At 59.6% G+C, this 20,118-nt stretch carries 21 protein-coding genes; 15 read left to right on the plus strand and 6 right to left on the minus strand.

Annotated features, from left to right (window positions below):
* Window positions 1-190: 190 nt before the first annotated feature.
* Window positions 191-1,363, plus strand: coding sequence for a pyridoxal phosphate-dependent aminotransferase (locus J5M72_RS06900; protein ID WP_207864789.1), 1,173 nt, complete (start codon window positions 191-193; stop codon window positions 1,361-1,363).
* Window positions 1,363-2,076 carry a DNA/RNA nuclease SfsA gene (gene sfsA / locus J5M72_RS06905; RefSeq protein WP_169431942.1) on the plus strand — a complete coding sequence of 238 codons (714 nt, stop codon included), beginning with the start codon at window positions 1,363-1,365 and terminating at the stop codon, window positions 2,074-2,076. The genes J5M72_RS06900 and sfsA overlap by 1 nt, the downstream gene beginning before the upstream one ends.
* Here the strand turns inward: sfsA and J5M72_RS06910 are convergent.
* On the minus strand, window positions 2,073-2,390 hold the full coding sequence (locus tag J5M72_RS06910) for a Rieske (2Fe-2S) protein (RefSeq protein ID WP_085689800.1): 318 nt from the start codon (window positions 2,388-2,390) through the stop codon (window positions 2,073-2,075). The two genes, sfsA and J5M72_RS06910, sit on opposite strands and share 4 nt — an antisense overlap.
* 161 nt (window positions 2,391-2,551) lie before the next feature.
* Here J5M72_RS06910 and J5M72_RS06915 point away from each other — a divergent pair, with 161 nt between their 5' ends.
* Genes J5M72_RS06915 through J5M72_RS06930 form a run of 4 tightly spaced genes read left to right on the plus strand, consistent with a single transcriptional unit; the run spans window position 2,552 to window position 6,098 of the window.
* Window positions 2,552-3,424, plus strand: coding sequence for an ABC transporter substrate-binding protein (locus J5M72_RS06915; RefSeq protein ID WP_207864790.1), 873 nt, complete (start codon window positions 2,552-2,554; stop codon window positions 3,422-3,424).
* A gap of 50 nt (window positions 3,425-3,474) precedes the next feature.
* Window positions 3,475-4,458, plus strand: a complete 984-nt coding sequence (locus J5M72_RS06920) for an iron ABC transporter permease (RefSeq protein ID WP_169432707.1) — start codon at window positions 3,475-3,477, stop codon at window positions 4,456-4,458.
* Window positions 4,458-5,225, plus strand: a complete 768-nt coding sequence (locus J5M72_RS06925) for a heme ABC transporter ATP-binding protein (RefSeq protein WP_207864792.1) — start codon at window positions 4,458-4,460, stop codon at window positions 5,223-5,225. Before J5M72_RS06920 ends, J5M72_RS06925 begins: the two co-directional genes overlap by 1 nt.
* Before the next feature lie 21 nt (window positions 5,226-5,246).
* Window positions 5,247-6,098: a ChaN family lipoprotein gene (locus J5M72_RS06930; RefSeq protein ID WP_207864794.1), complete on the plus strand. Its 852-nt coding sequence runs from the start codon at window positions 5,247-5,249 to the stop codon at window positions 6,096-6,098.
* A 203-nt stretch (window positions 6,099-6,301) separates the two neighbouring features.
* Here J5M72_RS06930 and J5M72_RS06935 read toward each other — a convergent pair whose 3' ends face one another.
* From J5M72_RS06935 to J5M72_RS06950, 4 genes are all read right to left on the minus strand, one after another.
* Complete coding sequence (locus J5M72_RS06935; RefSeq protein WP_207864796.1) at window positions 6,302-7,114, minus strand: cyclic nucleotide-binding domain-containing protein; 813 nt, start codon at window positions 7,112-7,114, stop codon at window positions 6,302-6,304.
* Window positions 7,115-7,129: 15 nt separating this feature from the next.
* Window positions 7,130-7,402, minus strand: coding sequence for a TfoX/Sxy family protein (locus J5M72_RS06940; RefSeq protein WP_003228231.1), 273 nt, complete (start codon window positions 7,400-7,402; stop codon window positions 7,130-7,132).
* A gap of 219 nt (window positions 7,403-7,621) precedes the next feature.
* Complete coding sequence (locus tag J5M72_RS06945; RefSeq protein WP_007959639.1) at window positions 7,622-7,966, minus strand: pentapeptide repeat-containing protein; 345 nt, start codon at window positions 7,964-7,966, stop codon at window positions 7,622-7,624.
* A gap of 91 nt (window positions 7,967-8,057) precedes the next feature.
* A complete protein-coding gene (locus tag J5M72_RS06950; RefSeq protein ID WP_169431937.1) occupies window positions 8,058-9,614 on the minus strand; it encodes a bifunctional aminoglycoside phosphotransferase/ATP-binding protein in 1,557 nt (518 codons plus the stop codon).
* Window positions 9,615-9,731: 117 nt separating this feature from the next.
* Here J5M72_RS06950 and mrcB point away from each other — a divergent pair, with 117 nt between their 5' ends.
* From mrcB to J5M72_RS06965, 3 genes are read left to right on the plus strand one after another with little or no spacing between them, the layout of a single operon-like run.
* Complete coding sequence (gene mrcB, locus J5M72_RS06955) at window positions 9,732-12,056, plus strand: penicillin-binding protein 1B (RefSeq protein WP_207864799.1); 2,325 nt, start codon at window positions 9,732-9,734, stop codon at window positions 12,054-12,056.
* Between the two features lie 16 nt (window positions 12,057-12,072).
* Entirely contained in the window at window positions 12,073-12,828 is a 756-nt protein-coding gene (locus tag J5M72_RS06960; RefSeq protein ID WP_207864800.1) for a hypothetical protein, read from the plus strand.
* Window positions 12,828-13,163, plus strand: coding sequence for a YqcC family protein (locus J5M72_RS06965; RefSeq protein ID WP_085712134.1), 336 nt, complete (start codon window positions 12,828-12,830; stop codon window positions 13,161-13,163). Before J5M72_RS06960 ends, J5M72_RS06965 begins: the two co-directional genes overlap by 1 nt.
* 18 nt (window positions 13,164-13,181) lie before the next feature.
* Here the strand turns inward: J5M72_RS06965 and J5M72_RS06970 are convergent, their stop codons facing one another.
* Window positions 13,182-13,598, minus strand: coding sequence for a DUF4124 domain-containing protein (locus tag J5M72_RS06970; RefSeq protein ID WP_207864803.1), 417 nt, complete (start codon window positions 13,596-13,598; stop codon window positions 13,182-13,184).
* Between the two features lie 400 nt (window positions 13,599-13,998).
* On the opposite strand from J5M72_RS06970, the gene J5M72_RS06975 reads away from it, so the two are divergent.
* From J5M72_RS06975 to msrQ, 6 genes are all read left to right on the plus strand, one after another.
* Window positions 13,999-15,723, plus strand: coding sequence for an acetolactate synthase 3 large subunit (locus tag J5M72_RS06975; RefSeq protein WP_169431933.1), 1,725 nt, complete (start codon window positions 13,999-14,001; stop codon window positions 15,721-15,723).
* A gap of 2 nt (window positions 15,724-15,725) precedes the next feature.
* On the plus strand, window positions 15,726-16,217 hold the full coding sequence (gene ilvN, locus J5M72_RS06980; RefSeq protein WP_003205610.1) for an acetolactate synthase small subunit: 492 nt from the start codon (window positions 15,726-15,728) through the stop codon (window positions 16,215-16,217).
* A 48-nt stretch (window positions 16,218-16,265) separates the two neighbouring features.
* Window positions 16,266-17,282 carry a ketol-acid reductoisomerase gene (gene ilvC / locus J5M72_RS06985; protein WP_007959661.1) on the plus strand — a complete coding sequence of 339 codons (1,017 nt, stop codon included), beginning with the start codon at window positions 16,266-16,268 and terminating at the stop codon, window positions 17,280-17,282.
* A 149-nt stretch (window positions 17,283-17,431) separates the two neighbouring features.
* Window positions 17,432-18,289, plus strand: coding sequence for a CDP-diacylglycerol--serine O-phosphatidyltransferase (pssA, locus tag J5M72_RS06990; protein WP_065261609.1), 858 nt, complete (start codon window positions 17,432-17,434; stop codon window positions 18,287-18,289).
* 63 nt (window positions 18,290-18,352) lie between these two features.
* Window positions 18,353-19,366: a protein-methionine-sulfoxide reductase catalytic subunit MsrP gene (gene msrP / locus J5M72_RS06995; protein WP_207864805.1), complete on the plus strand. Its 1,014-nt coding sequence runs from the start codon at window positions 18,353-18,355 to the stop codon at window positions 19,364-19,366.
* Window positions 19,366-19,989, plus strand: coding sequence for a protein-methionine-sulfoxide reductase heme-binding subunit MsrQ (gene msrQ / locus J5M72_RS07000; RefSeq protein WP_169431931.1), 624 nt, complete (start codon window positions 19,366-19,368; stop codon window positions 19,987-19,989). The genes msrP and msrQ overlap by 1 nt, the downstream gene beginning before the upstream one ends.
* Window positions 19,990-20,118 lie beyond the last annotated feature (129 nt).

The raw sequence follows: 20,118 nt of genomic DNA on the forward strand, positions 1-20,118 counted from the left end.
GGCTTGCAAATGTTTGCCAAGCCATGTCCGGCAATGTTGCAGACCTGCTCAATCACTGATTTTAGTCAATCCTGGAGCGTACGCTCGGGTCGTTACAGTCCAGTGTTCTTGAGGCTGTGACCACTGCGGGTTCTCGCTCGTTCCGGCAGATGGGTAGAATCGTTTCTTTTCACTCGTTGAAGGAAGGCCAATGGCTCAGCCCTACAGTGCGCGCAGTCGTGCGATCGAACCGTTCCATGTGATGGCGTTGCTGGCGCGGGCCAATGAATTGCAGGCCGCCGGCCACGACGTGATCCACCTGGAAATCGGTGAGCCGGACTTCACGACGGCCGAACCGATTATCCGCGCCGGCCAGGCTGCGCTGACGGCGGGCAAGACCCGTTACACCGCAGCGCGCGGGATTCCCGAGCTGCGGGAGGCGATTTCCGGTTTTTATCAGACCCGTTATGGTCTGAATATCGACCCGCGGCGCATTCTGATCACTCCGGGCGGCTCCGGGGCACTGCTGCTGGCCAGTGCATTGCTGGTGGATCCGGGCAAGCACTGGCTGCTGGCCGATCCCGGCTATCCGTGCAACCGGCACTTTTTGCGTCTGGTCGAGGGCGCGGCGCAACTGGTTCCTGTAGGCCCGGATGTCAGGTATCAACTGACGCCTGATCTGGTGGAGCGCCACTGGGATCACGACAGTGTCGGCGCCTTGGTGGCTTCGCCCGCCAACCCGACCGGAACGATCCTGACGCGCGACGAACTGGCGGGGTTATCCACAGCCATCAAGGCGCGTCACGGGCATCTGGTGGTGGACGAGATCTACCACGGCCTGACTTACGGCACCGATGCCGCCAGTGTTCTGGAAGTCGACGACAGTGCGTTTGTCCTCAACAGTTTTTCCAAGTATTTCGGCATGACGGGTTGGCGCCTCGGCTGGCTGGTGGCGCCGGATGCTGCCGTCAGTGAGCTGGAAAAGCTCGCGCAAAACCTCTACATCAGCGCGCCGAGCATGGCCCAGCATGCGGCGCTGGCCTGTTTCGAGCCAGAGACCATCGCGATCCTCGAAGAGCGCCGCGCCGAATTCGGTCGTCGCCGCGATTTCCTGCTGCCCGCACTGCGGGAGCTGGGTTTCAACATCGCCGTGGAGCCGGAAGGCGCGTTCTACTTGTATGCCGATATCAGCCAGTTCGGCGGTGATGCCTTCGCGTTCTGCCGGCATTTCCTTGAAACCGAGCATGTGGCGTTCACCCCGGGTCTGGATTTCGGTCGTTATCAGGCTGGCCATCATGTGCGCTTTGCCTACACGCAAAACCTCCCTCGCCTGCAGGAAGCGGTGGAACGCATCGCCCGTGGCTTGAAGAGCTGGCAAGGCTGATGCGCTTTCATCCTCCTCTTGAAGAGGGACGGTTGATCCGCCGTTACAAACGCTTTCTCGCCGATATCGAAACCGTTGGCGGCGAGTTCCTGACCATTCATTGCCCGAACACCGGTTCGATGCTCAATTGTCAGGTCGAGGGCGGGCAGGTCTGGTTCAGCCGCTCCAATGATCCGAAACGCAAGCTGCCCGGTACCTGGGAAGTCGGCGAAACCCCGCAGGGCCGGCTGTTTTGCGTGAACACCGGACGCGCCAACACACTGGTCGAAGAAGCTTTGCAGACCGGCGTCATCAGTGAATTGAACGGGTTTACCGGGCTCAAGCGCGAAGTGGCATACGGACAGGAAAAGAGCCGGATCGATTTTCGCCTCGATTACCCGGCGGGCCCGGCCTACGTGGAAGTGAAAAGTGTCACGCTGGGTTTCGACGGCACGGCGGTCGCGGCATTTCCCGATGCGGTGACAGAGCGCGGCGCCAAGCATTTGCGTGAGCTGGCGCATCTGGCCCGGGACGGGATTCGCGCGGTGCAGTTGTACTGCGTCAATCTCACGGGTGTCGAAGCGGTGCGTCCGGCCGAGGAGATCGACGCGACCTACGCCGCTGCGCTGCGCGAGGCGGTGGCGTGTGGGGTCGAAGTACTGGCGTATGGCGTGCGTTTGAGCCATGAAGAGATGGTGATCGACCGGCGCCTGGACGTGCTGCTCAACGGTTAAACATCGATCCACAGCCCTTGCGCGTCTTCACGGCAAGGGATGGCCGTCAGCGATTGCCCGGCGCACGGGCCGGCGACGCATTCTCCGTCCTCGATCAGAAACAGTGCGCCGTGGGTGGCGCACTGGATCAGGCTGTTGCTCGGGTCGAGAAACTGGTCGGGATGCCATTCCAGGCCGACGCCCCGATGCGGGCAGCGATTGAGATAGACGTAAGCCTGCCCCGCGCGGCGCACGGCAAACAGTTTTTTGCCGTCGATATCGAAACCGCGACTGCCGCCTTCAACCAGATCGGCACCCGCGCAGAGAAACTTCATGGCTATCCTCAGTGTCGGCTCGTGTCTGGATATGTCCGAGCTTGACGTTCAAATGCAAACAATTATCAAATGGCCGCCTTCGCCCGTGGCGAGGTGACCGCTGCCGAGGATACTTGGCCTGCCGTCCCGATGCCCGGGAAAACCTTTCAAGGAAGCTGTCTATGCGCTTGAGTACCCGCGTTGCTGCGCTGTGTGTCGGACTATTGGTCAGCCACCAGGCTGCAGCGGCCGAGTTGCCGCAACGTTGGGTCAGCGCCGGTGGCGCCTTGTCGGAGTGGGTGAGTGCATTGGGTGGCGAGTCCAGGTTGGTGGGCGTCGACACCACCAGCCAGCATCCGCAATCCCTCCAGTCGCTGCCGAGCATCGGTTATCAGCGCAGCCTGTCGGCCGAAGGCATCCTCAGCCTGCGTCCGGACATCCTGATCGGTACCGAAGAAATGGGCCCGCCGCCAGTGATCTCGCAGGTTCGCAGCGCCAAGGTGCAGGTGGAATTGTTCTCGGCTCAGCCGGATCTGCCGACGCTGGAAAAAAACGTCACCCATTTGGGGCAGTTACTGGGCGCTGAAAGCCAGGCCGCGCAATTGCTGCAACGTTATCAACAGCAACTCGATGCGCAAAAGGCGCGTGTGGCCCAAGCGCAGACTAAACAGAAAGCGCCGGGCGTGCTGTTGCTGCTCGGCCATGCCGGCGGCAAACCGCTGATCGCCGGCAAAGACACCGCCGCCGATTGGCTGCTGCAACAGGCGGGCGGGCATAACCTCGCGACCCACACCGGTTACAAGCCGTTTTCCGTGGAGTCCCTGGCCAGTCTCGATCCTGAAGTGCTGGTGTTCGCTGACCGTGCGCTGACCGGCGAGGCGGCGAAAGCGGCGTTGTTCAAGGAAAACCCGATCCTCAATTCCAGCCGTGCGGCCAAGGCCGGACGCGTGCTGGAGCTGGACCCGACGTTGCTGGTGGGCGGGCTCGGGCCGCGTTTGCCGGCTGCGCTGAAGACCCTGTCTGACGGTTTCTATCCGGCACCGAGCGGCCAATGACCACGCTGGTCAAACCCCGTGGCTTGTTCATCGGCCTGATCCTGCTGTGTTTGCTGGCGATCTGGCTGTCGCTGGCGTTGGGGCCGGTCAGCCTGCCGTTGTTCGATACCTTGCGCGCTACCCTGCGCATGATCGGTGTGCCGCTGGCGCCGGACGGGCTGGAGCAGGCTGAGCTGATTCTCGGGCAGATTCGTTTGCCGCGTACGCTGCTCGGGTTGGCAGTTGGCGGTGTGCTGGCGCTGTCCGGGGTGGCGATGCAGGGGCTGTTTCGCAATCCGCTGGCCGATCCGGGGCTGGTCGGTGTCTCGAGCGGCGCGGCGTTGGGCGCTGCCGTGGCGATCGTCGGCGGTTCGTTTTTCGGCGGTCTGCCCGAGTGGTTCGGGCCTTATCTGCTGTCGGTTTGCGCGTTTCTTGGCGGGCTCGGCGTGACGGCGCTGGTCTATCGCCTCGGTCGCCGCAACGGGCAGACCCATGTGGCGACCATGTTGCTGGCGGGTATTGCTCTGACGGCGCTGGCGAGTTCGGCGGTGGGGTTGTTTACCTATCTGGCCGACGACGCCACATTGCGCACATTGACGTTCTGGAACCTGGGCAGCCTTAACGGCGCGAGCTATGCGCGGTTGTGGCCGTTGCTGATCATCACTGCCGGTGTTGCACTCTGGCTTCCGCGTCGGGCGAAGGCACTCAATGCATTGCTGCTCGGCGAGTCGGAAGCCGGGCATCTGGGGATCGATGTCGAGCGGCTCAAGCGTGAATTGGTGTTCTGCACGGCGCTGGGCGTCGGCGCAGCGGTGGCCGCGGCGGGCATGATTGGCTTTGTCGGATTGGTGGTGCCGCATCTGGTGCGCTTGCTCGCGGGGCCGGATCACCGGGTATTGCTGCCGGCATCGGTGCTGGCCGGTGCCAGTCTGTTGTTGCTGGCGGATCTGGTGGCGCGTCTGGCGTTGGCACCGGCGGAGCTGCCGATCGGCATCGTCACCGCGTTCATCGGTGCGCCGTTCTTCCTTTATCTGTTGCTGCGAGGGCGTGCCTGATGCTGTGCGCGCACAATCTGCACATCCGCCGTGGCCGCAAGACCGTTCTGGCCGACGTCAGCCTGCAGCTCGAACCGGGCGAAGTGCTGGGCGTGCTGGGGCCGAATGGCGCCGGCAAAAGCACCTTGCTCGGCGCGTTGTGCGGTGAGCTGAGCGCACATGAAGGGGAAGTGTTGCTGGACGGTGAGGTATTGAGCCACTGGAGTGGCACTCAGCGCGCCCAGCGGCTGGCGGTGTTGCCGCAGGTATCAACCCTGGATTTTGCCTTTCGTGTCGAAGAAGTGGTCGGCATGGGGCGTCTGCCTTATCAGAGCGGGCGGGCGCGCGATAACGAGATCGTCACTGCCGCATTACGGGCCGCCGATGCCGGACACCTGAGTGGCCGCAGTTATCTGGCACTGTCCGGCGGTGAGCGTCAGCGGGTGCATCTGGCGCGGGTGCTGGCGCAGCTCTGGCCGGGGCAGGCCGGGCAGACCCTGTTGCTGGATGAGCCGACTTCGATGCTCGATCCGTTGCATCAACACACGACGCTGCAGGCAGTGCGCGAATTTGCCGATCGCGGCGCGGCGGTGCTGGTGATCCTGCATGATCTGAATCTGGCGGCGCGCTATTGTGATCGCATCCTGCTGCTGGAAGGCGGGCGCCCGGTCGCACTGGATACACCTGAGCAGGTATTGCGTCCGGAATCGCTGAAGGCGGTTTTCGGTCTGGAAGTGCTGGTGCAACCGCACCCGGAGCGCGGGCATCCGCTGATCATCGCCCGCTGATTTCGTCATCGAGGTGAAGGTATGCGCAGGATTTTGCTGTTGGCGGTGGTGTGGCTCGCAGGCTGCCAGCATGTTGCGGCGCCGCCGGTCGTTGGCGAGATCCGGGATCTGCGCAGTGGCGAGAGGCTGACGGCGCAGCAATTACTGACTCAGCTGAGCAATCCATCGCGGGTGGTTATCGGCGAGCAGCATGACAACGTCGATCACCATGCCATTCAATTGTGGTTGTTACAGAACCTCGAAGACTCGCGCCCTCAGGGCAGCCTCCTGCTGGAAATGCTGACACCCGATCAACAGTCGCGGGTTGATGACGTACGACATGCCTCAACGCCGCCGGCGGATCTTCCTGCTGCATTGGCCTGGCAGGACGGTTGGGACTGGAATCTCTACGGGCCGATTGTTCGGTTCGCCCTGACGCAATCCTGGCCTTTGCTGGCGGCCAATCTCGATAACATCGAAATTCGCGCGTTCTATCGCGATCCTCCTGTCCTGAGCGGCGAGCGCAGCAACGCCAAATCTGTGAAAGAAACGTTGTTGGAGCAGATCGGCGATTCTCACTGCGGCTTGCTGCCGTCATCACAGATGCCGGCGATGCTGGCGGTTCAGCAACAGCGGGATCGACGCATGGCCTCGCGATTGTTGGCGGCGCCCGCGCCTGCCTTGTTATTGGCGGGTGCGTATCACGCGCGCAAGGATGTCGGTGTGCCGCTGCATGTGCTGGATCTGGGCGCGCCCGAAGCGCCGACGGTGCTGATGCTGGCGGAGCAGGGCAGTCAGATCACGGCGGCGATGGCTGATTATGTCTGGTTCACCCCCGCCACACCGAAACCGGATTATTGCGCCGAAATGCGTAAACAGTTCGGCAAAAAATGACTTTTCCACAGGCAAAAAAAGACCCGGTAAAAACCGGGTCAAATAACCGTGATTAGCCTGATGAGGAGATAATCTGAGAGTCCGAACCAAGGGCTTTTCAGAATATCGACTGATCTCGCGACCAGTTGTGATAATCATAGCGATTCTCATTAACGAGTCAACTATTGTTTTTTCATTTCTGTCGTTTAGTCCCGGCAAGGGCGTCAACGGCCTGTGTATACGGGCGTTACCTGACTGTTCGATCCCGTCAGCTGCTTGTTGAGCTCGTCGATGCGCCGCGCCATGCTTTCGATCAGGCTGTGGGCGATTTTCGGATTGCTGCGGGTCATGCTCAGAAACTGATCGCCGGGGATCAGCATCACGGTGCTCGCTTGCCGGGCAATGACTGTTGCGTTGCGCGGTTCGCCGGTGAACACGGCCATTGCGCCGAATATTTCATCCTTGGGCACGTCGCCTACCTTGTGTCCGTTAACAAACGCTTCGGCGTGTCCTTCGATAATCACGAACACATGGTCGGCGACATCGCCCTCGCGGATCAGAACGTCTCCGGCTTCGACCCGCTTGAAACCATTGGTGCTGCGAAACTCGCGCGGCTTGAACTCGGCGACTGCATGCGCCAGCAGTGCCATTTGCCCGAGCAGATAGCGCAGAAACTGTTCCGAGCGCGAAAAGTCGCCATACACATGTTGAAACAAATCGCTTCGGTGATAAGGCCGTAAAGTCAGCGGGTTATAGGCATACAAGCTGCAATCCGCCCATTCCGGACCCTGTTGCAGGCCGATCAAATCTCCCTCGTGCCAGTAAAACAAGCCGCGACCGCAGAGTCGCCCGTTGATGACACCTTGCGTCAGCAAAAACAGCTGGTCGTCCGGCAAACGTGCCAACAGATCATCCGTGGCTTCAAGTTCCAGCGCTGGCCCGCACGGCTCCAGGCCTTCAAGCCATTGCGCAGGCAAGCTCTGCAAGTGGTTGATCAATGCATCGGCCTGGGCCGATTGTTCCCCGAGCAGGTACATGGCGGTCAGTGCCCGTCAGTTCTTGTGGCGAGAGGAAATGGCTTCCAGCTGTTTGTTCAGAGCGTCCTTGCGTTCGGCTGGAATGTCGTTCCAGTGCACATCCATCAACGCCCCTTCGATCGCATACAACAACACCTTCGACGCCCGGAACCCGCGTGTGCGCACGGCCCGATAGGCATCCACGGCGCCAAGGCGACGCAGATCCGAGGCGCTGTGGATGCCCACGGCATGCAGCCATTGCGCCGACGTCTTGCCAAGATTCTTCAGGTGTTGCAGTTCATCATTCATCAAGCCTCCTTGCGACGGCCGAATGGTGCGTGGGCGATCTTCTCAGGAGTGTAGCCATCAGTAGGAAAAGCGTGGTTGTTTGGTCGGATTCAACGCAAACGCTTCTAAGAAAGGTCAGTTTCCGCGGATGAATCAGGATGGGGAGGGCGAGGGAGAATTACCAATGGCACGCAGTCCAGCGCAAAGCGGGGGCGCTGGACGGTTCAGGTTTCCAAAAGATCAGCGGGTGCGATAACGCAGGCGCGTACCGAAATTCATCGACATCAGGATTTCGTCTGCACTTAGCTCCGGCGGAAAGTAGGCACCGGAAATCTGCGCATGCGCCAGGCTCGCGCCTTCCAGCGAAGCGTTGCGAAAGTCGATGCCGCGCAGGTCGGCGGAACGGAAGTAGGCGTCCCGGAAATCCACGCCATCGGCGTTCAGTTCACGCAGGTCGAGGCCGCGAAAATCACCGCCGACCATGTCGATCGGGCCGTCTTTCGGACGTTCATTGTTGAAACCTGTGATGTCGTCTTTGTGCAGCAAGGCATAAAGCGGGGTGTCGAGAAGTTTCGGCTGGCTCATGTCGTATCACCTGTTGGTTTTATGACGCCAGTATAGTGCCACTATTTGACGGCCGTGAAGCGAGCGAGGGCTTCACGGCCGAAATAGTTTCTTACAGACCTGGCAGACGCTGGCGGATCTGCGCCACGACGGTGTCCAGAGTGCCGGATTCATTGGTCTGCACGCGTTTGCTGCGCAGGATTTCATCCGGCGTCAGGGCTTCGCGGTTAGCCTGCTGTGCTTCGATCACGGCGAGGGTCGCGTCGGACGGATCCTTCTTGTCTGCCTGACGAATCGCCAGCCAGCTCTCGATCACTGCCTGTGGAGCATTGCAATCGAGGATCAGGAAAGGCGTGCCGGTGGCTTCGGCGACTTTGGCGGCGTTGTCGCGTTGTTCGCGCTTGAGGTACGTGGCATCGATCACCACCGGGAAACCGGCGTGCAGGATGACTTCGGCGATTTCATGCAGACGAGCATAAGTCGCGGTGCTGGCATCGGCGCTGTAGATCCCGGCCTGAACATCGTTGGCAACGGTTTGCTCGCCGAACAGACGCTTGCGTTCAACGTCGGAACGCAGGCGAATCGCGCCCAGCGCTTCGACCAGACGCATGGCAACGTGGCTTTTGCCCACAGCGGATACGCCGTGGGTGATCGCCATGAAGCGCGAAGGAATGGTGCTGTAGCTTTCCGCCAGGTTGGCGTAGTTGCGATATTGGCGCAGGGTCGTTGCGCGCTGCACCGGGGTTGCGTCGGCAGGCATGCTGAACAGCGCAACCTTCGCACGAACCAGCGCTCGGTACGCCTTGTAGAAGTTCAACACTTCCAGACCCTGATAGTCGCCAGTCAGCTCCAGGTATTGGCTGATGAAACGACGGGCCAGGGATTTCAGGCCACGGTCTTCCAGGTCCATCGCCAGGAAGCCAGTGTCGGCCCAGACGTCAGTGAAGCGGAACGGTTCGTTGAACTCGATGCAGTCGAAGATCACCACTTTGCCGTCGATGACGGTGGCGTTGCCCAAGTGGATGTCACCGTGGCATTCGCGGGTGAAGCCCTCGGCCTTGCGCTGGGCGAACAATGGCTTGAGGCGTTCGAAGCTGCTTTCGGCCCAGGCTTTCAGCGCTTCGAGTTGCAGCAGATCGTTCTTGTCGCTGAGGAACGGCAGGATCTGTTCGAAGTTCTGCGAGACCGGCGCCATGACAGCATCCGGGGTACCGGCTTCATGCTCGGCCGGAACCTTTGGCGCATTGAGGTGGAAGCGAGCGATCTGCTCGGCCATTTCGTCGATGTGTGTAGTGGTCAGTTCGCCATTGGCTTGCAGGGTGCTCAAAAGGCCGGTTTGCGGGAACTGGCGCATTTTCAGCACGTATTCGATGGCCGGGCCTTCGCCGCCCAGTTGTGGTGCTTCGGCACTGCCGGTCACTGGCAACACTTCCAGATACAAATCATCGGTCAGGCGCTGATTCAGTCGCAGCTCCTCGCCACAGAAATGCTCGCGTGATTCGAGGCTGGTGAAATCGAGAAAACCGAAATTCACCGGTTTCTTCACTTTATAAGCGTAAGGACCGGTGAGCAGAACCCACGAAATATGGGTTTCGATGACCTGAAACCCTTCGACAGGGTGCGGGTATAGGGCCGGGTTTTGCAGGGCAGCGATCAGGGACTGGCTCACGGGCGATCCTTCAGAGACTGGGGAAATTCGAGGTCGCCATTATGGCCGCTCGCCCGCCCGACGCAAACCTCGGAGCGCTCCTGTTGAGTATGAATAAAGTGCGTATAATCCGCCGCCATGACTCGTACTCGATCCCCCCGTACCCCTAAAAAACCACCTTCCCGGGGCCTGCGCCCATGGTTGGGCTGGGCCCTTAAACTCAGTCTGGTCGGCCTTGTGGTGCTGGCCGGCTTCGCCGTTTACCTCGATGCCGTGGTGCAGGAGAAGTTCTCCGGCAAGCGCTGGACCATCCCGGCCAAGGTGTACGCGCGCCCGCTCGAGCTGTTCGTCGGACAGAAGTTGAGCAAGGACGATTTCCTCACCGAACTCGATGCCCTGGGCTATCGCCGCGAAGCCGTGAGCAATGGCCCCGGCGCTGCGGCGGTCAACGGCAACACCGTCGATTTGAATACCCGTGGCTTCCAGTTCTACGAAGGCCTCGAGAAACCGCAACCGGTGCGCGTGCGTTTCTCCGGTGATTACGTGGCCGAACTGTCGGCGACGAACGGATCGAAGCTGTCGGTGGTGCGTCTGGAGCCGCTGCTGATCGGCGGGATCTATCCGAAAAACCTTGAAGACCGGATTCTGATCAAGCTCGATCAGGTGCCGCCGTACCTGCTGGAAACCCTGGTCGCCGTGGAAGACCGGGATTACTACAGTCACTGGGGCGTCTCGCCGAAGTCGATTGCCCGGGCGATCTGGGTCAACACATCCGGCGGCAAGATGACCCAGGGCGGCAGTACGCTGACTCAGCAACTGGTCAAGAACTTCTACCTCACCAACGAACGCAGCCTGACCCGCAAGCTCACCGAAGCGATGATGGCGATGCTGCTTGAGCTGCATTACGACAAGAAGGAAATTCTTGAGGCGTACCTCAATGAAGTCTTCGTCGGTCAGGATGGACAGCGTGCAGTACACGGTTTCGGTCTGGCCAGTCAGTTCTTCTTCGGCCAGCCATTGTCCGAGCTGAAACTGCATCAGGTCGCGCTGTTGGTCGGCATGGTCAAGGGCCCGTCCTATTACAACCCACGGCGCAACCCGGAGCGGGCGCTGGAGCGGCGTAACCTGGTGCTCGACGTGCTTGAGCAGCAGGGTGTTGCGTCTGCCGAACAGGTGGAGGCCGCAAAGAAAATGCCGCTGGGCGTGACCTCGCGCGGCAAGCTGGCCGACAGCTCGTTCCCGGGGTTCATCGATCTGGTCAAACGCCAGTTGCGTGAAGACTACCGTGACGAGGACTTGACCGAAGAAGGCCTGCGGATCTTCACCAGTTTCGACCCGATCCTGCAGATGAAGGCTGAAGCCTCGGTCAATGACACGTTCAAACGTCTTTCCGGCCGCAAGGGGGCCGATGACGTGGAAGCGGCGATGGTCGTGACCAACCCGGAAACCGGCGAAGTCCAGGCGATGATCGGCAGCCGCCAGGCCAGTTACGCCGGGTTCAACCGAGCCCTGGATGCAGTGCGCCCGATTGGCTCTCTGGTCAAACCTGCGGTTTATCTGACGGCGTTGGAAAAGCCGAGTCAGTACACGCTCACCAGTTGGCTGTCGGACGACCCGCTTTCCATCAAGGGTGCTGATGGTCAGGTCTGGAAACCGCAGAACTATGATCGTCGCTCACACGGTACGGTGTTCCTCTATCAAGGGCTGGCGCATTCCTACAACCTGTCGACTTCGCGTCTAGGGCTGGCGGTGGGTGTTCCGAATGTCCTCAAGACCATCGGGCGCCTGGGTGTGACCCGCGAGTTCCCGGCGTTTCCGTCGATGCTGCTGGGTGCCGGGGGCATGACGCCGATCGAAGTGGCGACCATGTACCAGACCCTCGCCAACGGTGGCTTCAATACGCCGATGCGCGGAATCCGCAGTGTGCTGACCGCCGAGGGCGAGCCGCTCAAGCGTTATCCGTTCCAGATCGAACAGCGTTTCGATCCGGCGTCGATCTACCTGATTCAGAACGCCATGCAGCGTGTGATGCGCGAAGGTACCGGCAGCTCGGTCTACAACGTGTTGCCCAAGACGCTGACGCTGGCCGGCAAGACCGGTACCAGTAACGATTCGCGCGACAGCTGGTTTGCCGGTTTCAGTCAGGATCTGCTGGCAGTGGTCTGGCTCGGACGTGACGATAACGGCAAGACGCCGTTCACCGGTGCTACCGGTGCCCTGCAGGTCTGGACCAGCTTCATGCGCAAGGCCGATCCGCTGCCGCTGGACATGCCACAGCCGGATAACGTGGTACAGGCGTGGGTCGATTCGCGTACCGGTCAGGGCTCTGATGCCAACTGTCCGGGCGCCGTGCAGATGCCGTATATTCGCGGCAGCGAACCGCCACCCGGCGCTTCCTGTGCGGGCGAAAGCCCTGCGTCGGGCGAGTCGGTGATGGATTGGGTCAAGGGCTGGATGAATTAAGCGAAGAGGGTTTCAAGTGAACAAGTGGTTGATTCCAGCGGTGACCGCCGTGGCTTTGCTCAGCGGCTGCTCCACCGTACAGCGTGGTTCGATCCCGGTGGTGGATGCGGGGACGACCGTGTCCAACAGTGAGCGTCTGTCGGCCAACGGCGGTTTCCGCAAGACGACGGTCAAGCGCCCGGTACAAGGTCAGGCGCAATCCCAGGCCATTCCGCAAGGCGATACCGGCGTGGTGGTGATGGTGCCGGGCGGCGGCGCCACGACATCGGCGCCGATCAGCACGTCGCCGATCGTTCCGGGCCCTGCCTCCGGAGGTATCACGCCGGGGCCATACAATCCTTCGCCGGTCGAGTCTGCGCCGATCAGCTCCGGCAGCTACAGCATGCCTTCGACGCCGAGTGGCATTCCTTCAGCCGGCAGCAGCGGCGGTCTGTCTGCCGATGAGCAACTGGACGGCCCGGTACTCGCTTTGCTGACCACTGCGCAGCAACAGCAGGCCGGCGGCGACTTGAATGGCGCATCCTCCAGCCTCGAGCGCGCTCAACGCGTTGCGCCGCGTGAGCCGCAAGTGCTCTACCGCCTGGCGCAAGTGCGTATGGCCCAAGGCGACGCTCCGCAAGCCGAGCAGACCGCCCGCCGCGCGCTGACCATGGCCAACGGCCGTCCGGACTTGCAGGCCAGCCTGTGGGAGCTTATTGCTCAAGCTCGCGAAAAACAGGGTGATTCCGCCGGCGCCGCTCTGGCCCGTCAGAAGGCCAGGGTTTCGCTGTGATGGATGCGCGTTTCTCGAAAGTCGCCGATCAACTGTTGTTGATCGAGCGTGAATTGCGCGCCCAGGGCTGGTGGGATGACGTCCAGCCTTCGGTCGAAGCCTTGAGCAGCGTCGAGCCATTCTCGGTCGACACGCTCGATTTCGAGCAGTGGCTGCAATGGATCTTCCTGCCCCGGATGAAGATCATCCTCGAGCAGAACCTGCCATTGCCCAATGCCTCGGGCATTCAGGAAATGGCCGAAATGGTCTTCGCCCAGCGTAATCTGCAGGGCAAGGACCGGCAGTTGCAGGTCTTGCTCAAAGAGTTCGACCTGCTGATCACTGCTTCACGCTGAGCGGCCGGCTGCCAGTGATCACTGGCAGTTTTCGGCAATCTGTTTCTGCGTCTCTGCGATTCGCTCCTGACGTTGCGTATCGCTCAGTCGACGCAACTCTCCCTCGGTTTCCTCCCTCAGGCGCGGATTGTTCTGCAACTGCGCCAGGTTCGTACGCGCCTGTTCGCAAAAGACCTTGAGCTGGTCCTGTTGCTCGGCGACCTGTTTTTTGACCTTGTCATCGATGGCTTTCTGATCCCCCAGCGGGCCGCTGCCTGGCATGGCTGCCGGACGCGGGGAAGGCGAGGGCGGCGTTTGCACTGTCGTTGCAGACTGACCTTGTGGTGGCTGCGCATCGAAGTGCGTGACACCTTGGGCATCGACCCACTTGTAGATCTGACCGGCCATGCACCAGGGGCTGAGGCCGATCAGCAGAGTGACGAGGAGCGTTCGCATGCTGATTCCTTGGCAAAATTGCGCAATTGACGCTAACAGAGTAGCGCTTTTCAGGTTTTTTCTTGCGTTCTCATGTGCTTACCCACAATTAGGCCTAAAGACGGCTTGACTTGGAGAGGGCGAAACAGAAGAATCCAAAGTCCGCTGTACAGGGACTGCCAGAAGCAGACCCTCTCGGCAGATCATGAGGCGCATATCCGCGTCGACCTGTTACACCCGCAACGCGTTACCTCGCGCTGGGTGGGAAAGGCCCGCAACACTTGGGACGATCCCAATACTTGCTCAGTCAGTGCTGACGTAGTCGGCGACCACCGTCGCTCATGCTCTGCCGAGAAGTAAACCTATTAAGACCCGTTCGCTTTTCTGTGGACGGTATTCTGGCGTTTTAGAGGTGAACAACGTGGAGCTTTTATCTGGCGGTGAGATGCTCGTCCGCTTCTTGCGTGACGAAGGCGTCAAATATATCTACGGGTACCCGGGTGGTGCTCTCCTTCATGTTTACGATGCCCTGTTCAAAGAACCGGAAGTGACCCACATCCTGGTTCGTCACGAACAAGCGGCTACCCATATGGCTGACGGCTACGCCCGTGCCACCGGTAAGGCCGGCGTGGTATTGGTGACTTCCGGTCCAGGCGCCACAAACGCCATCACCGGTATTGCCACGGCCTACATGGACTCGATTCCGATGGTGATCATTTCCGGTCAGGTGCCAAGCACCATGGTCGGCACCGACGCGTTCCAGGAAACCGACATGATCGGTATCTCCCGGCCGATCGTGAAGCACAGCTTCATGATCAAGCACGCGTCCGAAATCCCGGAAGTCATGAAGAAAGCCTTCTACCTGGCGCAATCCGGTCGTCCGGGCCCGGTCGTGGTCGATATCCCGAAAGACATGACCAACCCGGCCGAGAAGTTCGAATACATCTTCCCGAAGAAAGCCAAACTGCGTTCCTACAGCCCGGCCGTTCGCGGTCACTCCGGGCAAATCCGCAAGGCGGCAGAAATGCTCCTGGCGGCCAAGCGTCCTGTGCTGTACTCCGGCGGTGGCGTGATTCTCGGCAACGGCTCCGCGCCGCTGACCGAACTGGCGCAAATGCTCAACTTGCCAGTGACCAATACCTTGATGGGCCTGGGTGGCTACCCTGGCACTGACCGTCAGTTCATCGGCATGCTCGGCATGCACGGCAGCTACACCGCCAACCTGGCGATGCACCATGCCGACGTGATCCTGGCTGTCGGTGCGCGTTTCGACGATCGCGTGATCAACGGCGCGCCGAAGTTCTGCCCGAACGCCAAGATCATTCACATCGACATCGACCCGGCTTCGATTTCCAAGACCATCAAGGCTGACGTGCCAATCGTTGGCCCGGTGGAGAGCGTCCTGACCGAAATGGTCGCGATCCTCAAGGAAATCGGCGAAACCCCGAACAAGGAAGCGATCACCAGCTGGTGGAAGCAGGTTGATGAGTGGCGCGGTGATCGCGGCCTGTTCCCTTACGACAAGGGCGACGGCAGCAAGATCAAGCCACAGACCGTGATCGAAACCCTGTGCGAAGTGACCAAGGGCGACGCCTTTGTGACCTCCGACGTGGGCCAGCACCAGATGTTTGCTGCGCAGTACTACAAGTTCAACAAGCCGAACCGCTGGATCAACTCCGGTGGTCTGGGCACGATGGGCTTTGGTCTGCCGGCCGCGATGGGTATCGCGCTGAGCTTCCCTGACACCGATGTTGCGTGCGTCACCGGTGAAGGCAGTATCCAGATGAACATCCAGGAGTTGTCGACCTGCCTGCAATATGGTTTGCCGGTGAAGATCGTCATCCTGAACAACGGTGTCCTGGGCATGGTGCGTCAGTGGCAGGACATGAGCTACGGCAGCCGTCACTCGCATTCGTACATGGAATCGCTGCCTGATTTCGTCAAGCTGGCCGAGGCCTATGGCCACGTCGGCGTGCGCATCACCGAATCGAAAGATTTGAAGTCGAAGATGGAAGAAGCGTTCGCCCTGAAGGATCGCCTGGTCGTGATCGATATTTCGGTCGATACCAGCGAGCACGTCTACCCGATGCAGATCAAAGACGGCTCGATGCGCGATATGTGGCTGAGCAAGACGGAGCGTACCTAATCATGCGGCACATTATTTCCTTGCTTCTGGAAAACGAACCTGGTGCTTTGTCTCGTGTAGTCGGCCTGTTTTCGCAGCGCAACTACAACATTGAAAGCCTGACCGTGGCGCCCACCGAAGACCCGACCCTGTCGCGTCTGACGCTGACCACTGTCGGCCACGATGAAATCATCGAGCAGATCACCAAGAACCTGAACAAGCTGATCGAAGTGGTCAAGCTGGTGGACCTGTCGGAAAGCGCTCATATCGAGCGTGAACTGATGCTGGTCAAGGTCAAGGCCACTGGCGCCCAGCGCGCCGAGATCAAACGCACCACCGATATCTACCGTGGACAGATCGTCGACGTCAGCGCCAGCGTGTATACCGTTCAACTGACCGGTACCAGCGACAAGCTCGACAGCTTCATTCAGTCCATCGGCACCGCATCGATTCTGGAAACCGTCCGTAGTGGCGTCACCGGTATTGCCCGCGGCGACAAAGTACTCAGCATCTAAACCAAATTAGCGAATGGCCTGAACGGCCTGGATATAAAGGGGAAATTCATGAAAGTTTTCTACGATAAAGACTGCGACCTGTCGATCATCCAGGGCAAGAAAGTTGCCATCATCGGTTACGGCTCCCAGGGCCACGCTCAAGCATGCAACCTGAAAGACTCCGGTGTCGACGTTACTGTCGGTCTGCGTAAAGGTTCGGCCACCGTTGCCAAGGCAGAAGCCCACGGCCTGAAAGTGACCGACGTGGCTGCCGCTGTTGCCGGCGCCGACCTGGTCATGATCCTGACCCCGGACGAGTTCCAGTCCCAGCTGTACAAGAACGAAATCGAGCCGAACATCAAGAAAGGCGCCACCCTGGCCTTCTCCCACGGCTTCGCGATCCACTACAACCAGGTTGTTCCGCGTGCCGACCTCGACGTGATCATGATCGCGCCGAAAGCCCCGGGCCACACCGTACGTTCCGAGTTCGTGAAAGGTGGCGGCATCCCTGACCTGATCGCGATCTACCAGGACGCCTCGGGCAACGCCAAGAACGTTGCACTGTCCTACGCTGCAGGCGTTGGCGGTGGCCGCACCGGCATCATCGAAACTACCTTCAAGGACGAGACCGAAACCGACCTGTTCGGCGAACAAGCCGTTCTGTGCGGCGGTACCGTTGAACTGGTTAAAGCCGGTTTCGAAACCCTGGTAGAAGCTGGCTACGCGCCGGAAATGGCTTACTTCGAGTGCCTGCACGAACTGAAACTGATCGTTGACCTCATGTACGAAGGCGGTATCGCCAACATGAACTACTCGATCTCCAACAACGCTGAGTACGGCGAGTACGTGACCGGTCCGGAAGTGATCAACGCCGAATCCCGTCAGGCCATGCGCAACGCCCTGAAACGTATTCAGGACGGCGAATACGCCAAAATGTTCATCAGCGAAGGCGCAACCGGCTACCCTTCGATGACCGCCAAGCGTCGTAACAACGCCGCTCACGGTATCGAAATCATCGGCGAGCAACTGCGCTCCATGATGCCGTGGATCGGTGCCAACAAGATCGTCGACAAAGCCAAAAACTAAGTCGTCGACCCTTGTGTGAAAAAAAACGCGGCTTCGGCCGCGTTTTTTCGTATGGGCGGACGGTTCTGGTATAAAGCTGCATCGTTTGTGGCCGAACCGTCGTCCCAGACACCTGTCGAAAATGTCCAATCCGTTGCAAGGTAATGTCCATGAGCGAACGCCCCGAAGAGCCGAACCAGGCTTCAGACGCCGAAAGCCTGCTGCCCATCGATGAACATGTCGAAGAAGGGCATGACGCAGAAGGTCGTAAAGTCCGGCATCGTGGTATCTATCTTCTGCCGAATCTGTTCACCACTGCGAACCTGTTCGCAGGGTTTTATTCCATTATCAACTCGATGAGTGCCCAGGCGGCCTTGAGCGCCGGGGACGCGGCGAATGCGAGCAAGTACTTCGCGTTCGCAGCCATCGCGATTTTTGTCGCCATGGTGCTCGACGGTCTCGACGGCCGTGTGGCGCGCATGACCAATACACAAAGTGCATTCGGTGCCGAGTACGACTCGCTGTCGGACATGGTTGCCTTTGGTGTCGCGCCGGCATTGCTGGCATTCGGCTGGGCGCTGGGTGACATGGGCAAGGTCGGCTGGATGGTAGCCTTTATCTATGTGGCGGGTGCGGCGCTGCGTCTGGCACGTTTCAACACTCAGGTCGGCACTGCTGACAAACGCTACTTCATCGGACTGGCCAGCCCGGCTGCTGCCGGTGTGGTGGCGGGGATTGTCTGGGCATTCAGCGACTACGGAATACAGGGATCGAAGATGTCGTTCCTGGTTGCGTTGATGGTCGCGGCTGCCGGCATGCTGATGGTCAGCAACATCAAGTACAACAGCTTCAAGGAGCTGGACCTGAAGGGGCGCGTGCCATTCGTTGCGATCCTGGCGGTGGTGCTGGTGTTCGCCGTGGTGTTCAGCGATCCGCCGCGCATTCTGCTGCTGGTGTTCCTTGCCTATGCGGCTTCGGGGCCTGTGCAGTACCTGTTGCATCTTCGTCGCCACAAAAACGTCGAGTGATGTAATTTCCCTCATACTCCGCAGTCTATGGGTGCATCTGTCCTCCAAAACTGCGGAGTTGTCATGCTGATCAAAATCCCCAAAGCGTCCGACTGCCATGAGTCGGACGTCACGCCTGAATCCATTTATCTCTCTCGCCGGCAATTGCTCGGTGCTACGGCGGCCGGCCTGGCTATGGGCAGCCTGCCGCGTTGGGCCAGTGCCGAAGAGGCCGTCCGTTATGCCGATGTCGAGCCCGGAAAGATGCCTGTCTGGTTTTCCGAAAAGCTGCCTTCTATTAAATGGGGCGCCGTGAACGTCAAGGATGAGGCCATCACGCCCTTCAAGGACGCCACCCATTACAACAACTTTTATGAGTTCGGTACCGACAAGGGTGATCCGGCAGCTAATGCCGGATTGCTGAAAACCGAACCCTGGAGTGTGGTGGTGGACGGGGAGGTGGGGAAACCGGGGCGCTATGCGCTGGAGGACTTCATGAAGCCTTATCAGTTGGAGGAGCGTATCTATCGCCTGCGCTGTGTCGAGGCCTGGTCGATGGTCATCCCCTGGATCGGCTTTCCGATATCGGCGCTGCTCAAGCAGGTGGAGCCAACGTCCAATGCCAAATACATTCGTTTTGAAACCTTGCAGGATCCCAAGAGTATGCCCGGACAGCGTTCAGGATTTGCTCTGATCGACTGGCCCTATGTAGAAGGTTTGCGCCTGGATGAGGCGATGAATCCGTTGGCGATCCTGGCTGTGGGCATGTATGGCCGTGAACTGCCGAATCAGAACGGCGCGCCCTTGCGTCTGGTAGTGCCGTGGAAGTATGGCTTCAAAAGTGTCAAATCCATCGTACGGATCAGTCTGGTGAGTGAGCAGCCCAAGACGACCTGGCAAAGCATTGCGGCAAATGAGTACGGGTTCTATGCGAATGTGAACCCGACGGTGGATCATCCTCGCTGGACTCAGGCTCGGGAGCGACGTCTTCCTAATAGCCTGTTCAAGCCGAATGTGCGTGATACACAAATGTTCAACGGCTACTCGGATGAAGTCGCTTCTTTATATACAGGGCTCGATCTGCGGAAGAATTACTGATGCGATATCCGTTCTGGCGTGTGGGCGTTTTTATTGCAACGGCCATCTGGCCGTTGTGGTGGTTCTATCAGGCCTTTGAGGATCTGCTCGGGCCGGATCCGGGAAAGGTTCTGGTCGATCGGCTTGGGCTTGGGACCTTGGTATTGTTGCTGATCACGTTGAGCATGACGCCTTTGCAGAAGCTCACCGGGTGGGCGGGGTGGATTGCTGTGCGCCGACAGCTGGGGTTGTGGTGTTTTGCGTATGTGGTTTTGCATTTATGCAGCTATATGGCGTTCATCCTTGGATTCGACTGGTCGCAATTGGGTGTGGAGTTGCGCAAGCGCCCTTACATTATCGTGGGTACGCTCGGGTTTCTGGGATTGCTGGCATTGGCGGTGACGTCCAATCGTTATAGCCAGCGTCGTTTGGGTGTTCGCTGGAAGAAGTTGCATCGATTGGCTTATTTGATTCTGGGGCTTGGGTTGCTGCATATGCTGTGGATTGTGCGTGCTGATCTTAAGGAGTGGGCGGTCTATGCCTTTATAGGTGGACTGCTTCTCATGTTGCGCCTCCCGCCGGTAGGCCGTCGAATCCCGCGTTTACTGGGTAAACGACAGGTTCTGCAAGAAAAACGAAATTAAGTGTTGACGGCAGATTCTGGAGGTCTATAATTCGCCCCACTTCCGGCGCAGTCGAAACGGAAAACTCCTTGAGATTCAATGAGTTACACGGTTTTCGATAGCGGTTTGCTTCAGATCATCGAAGCCTGG

Source organism: Pseudomonas sp. 58(2021) (assembly GCF_017491585.1).
Classification (GTDB): domain Bacteria; phylum Pseudomonadota; class Gammaproteobacteria; order Pseudomonadales; family Pseudomonadaceae; genus Aquipseudomonas; species Aquipseudomonas fluorescens_BT.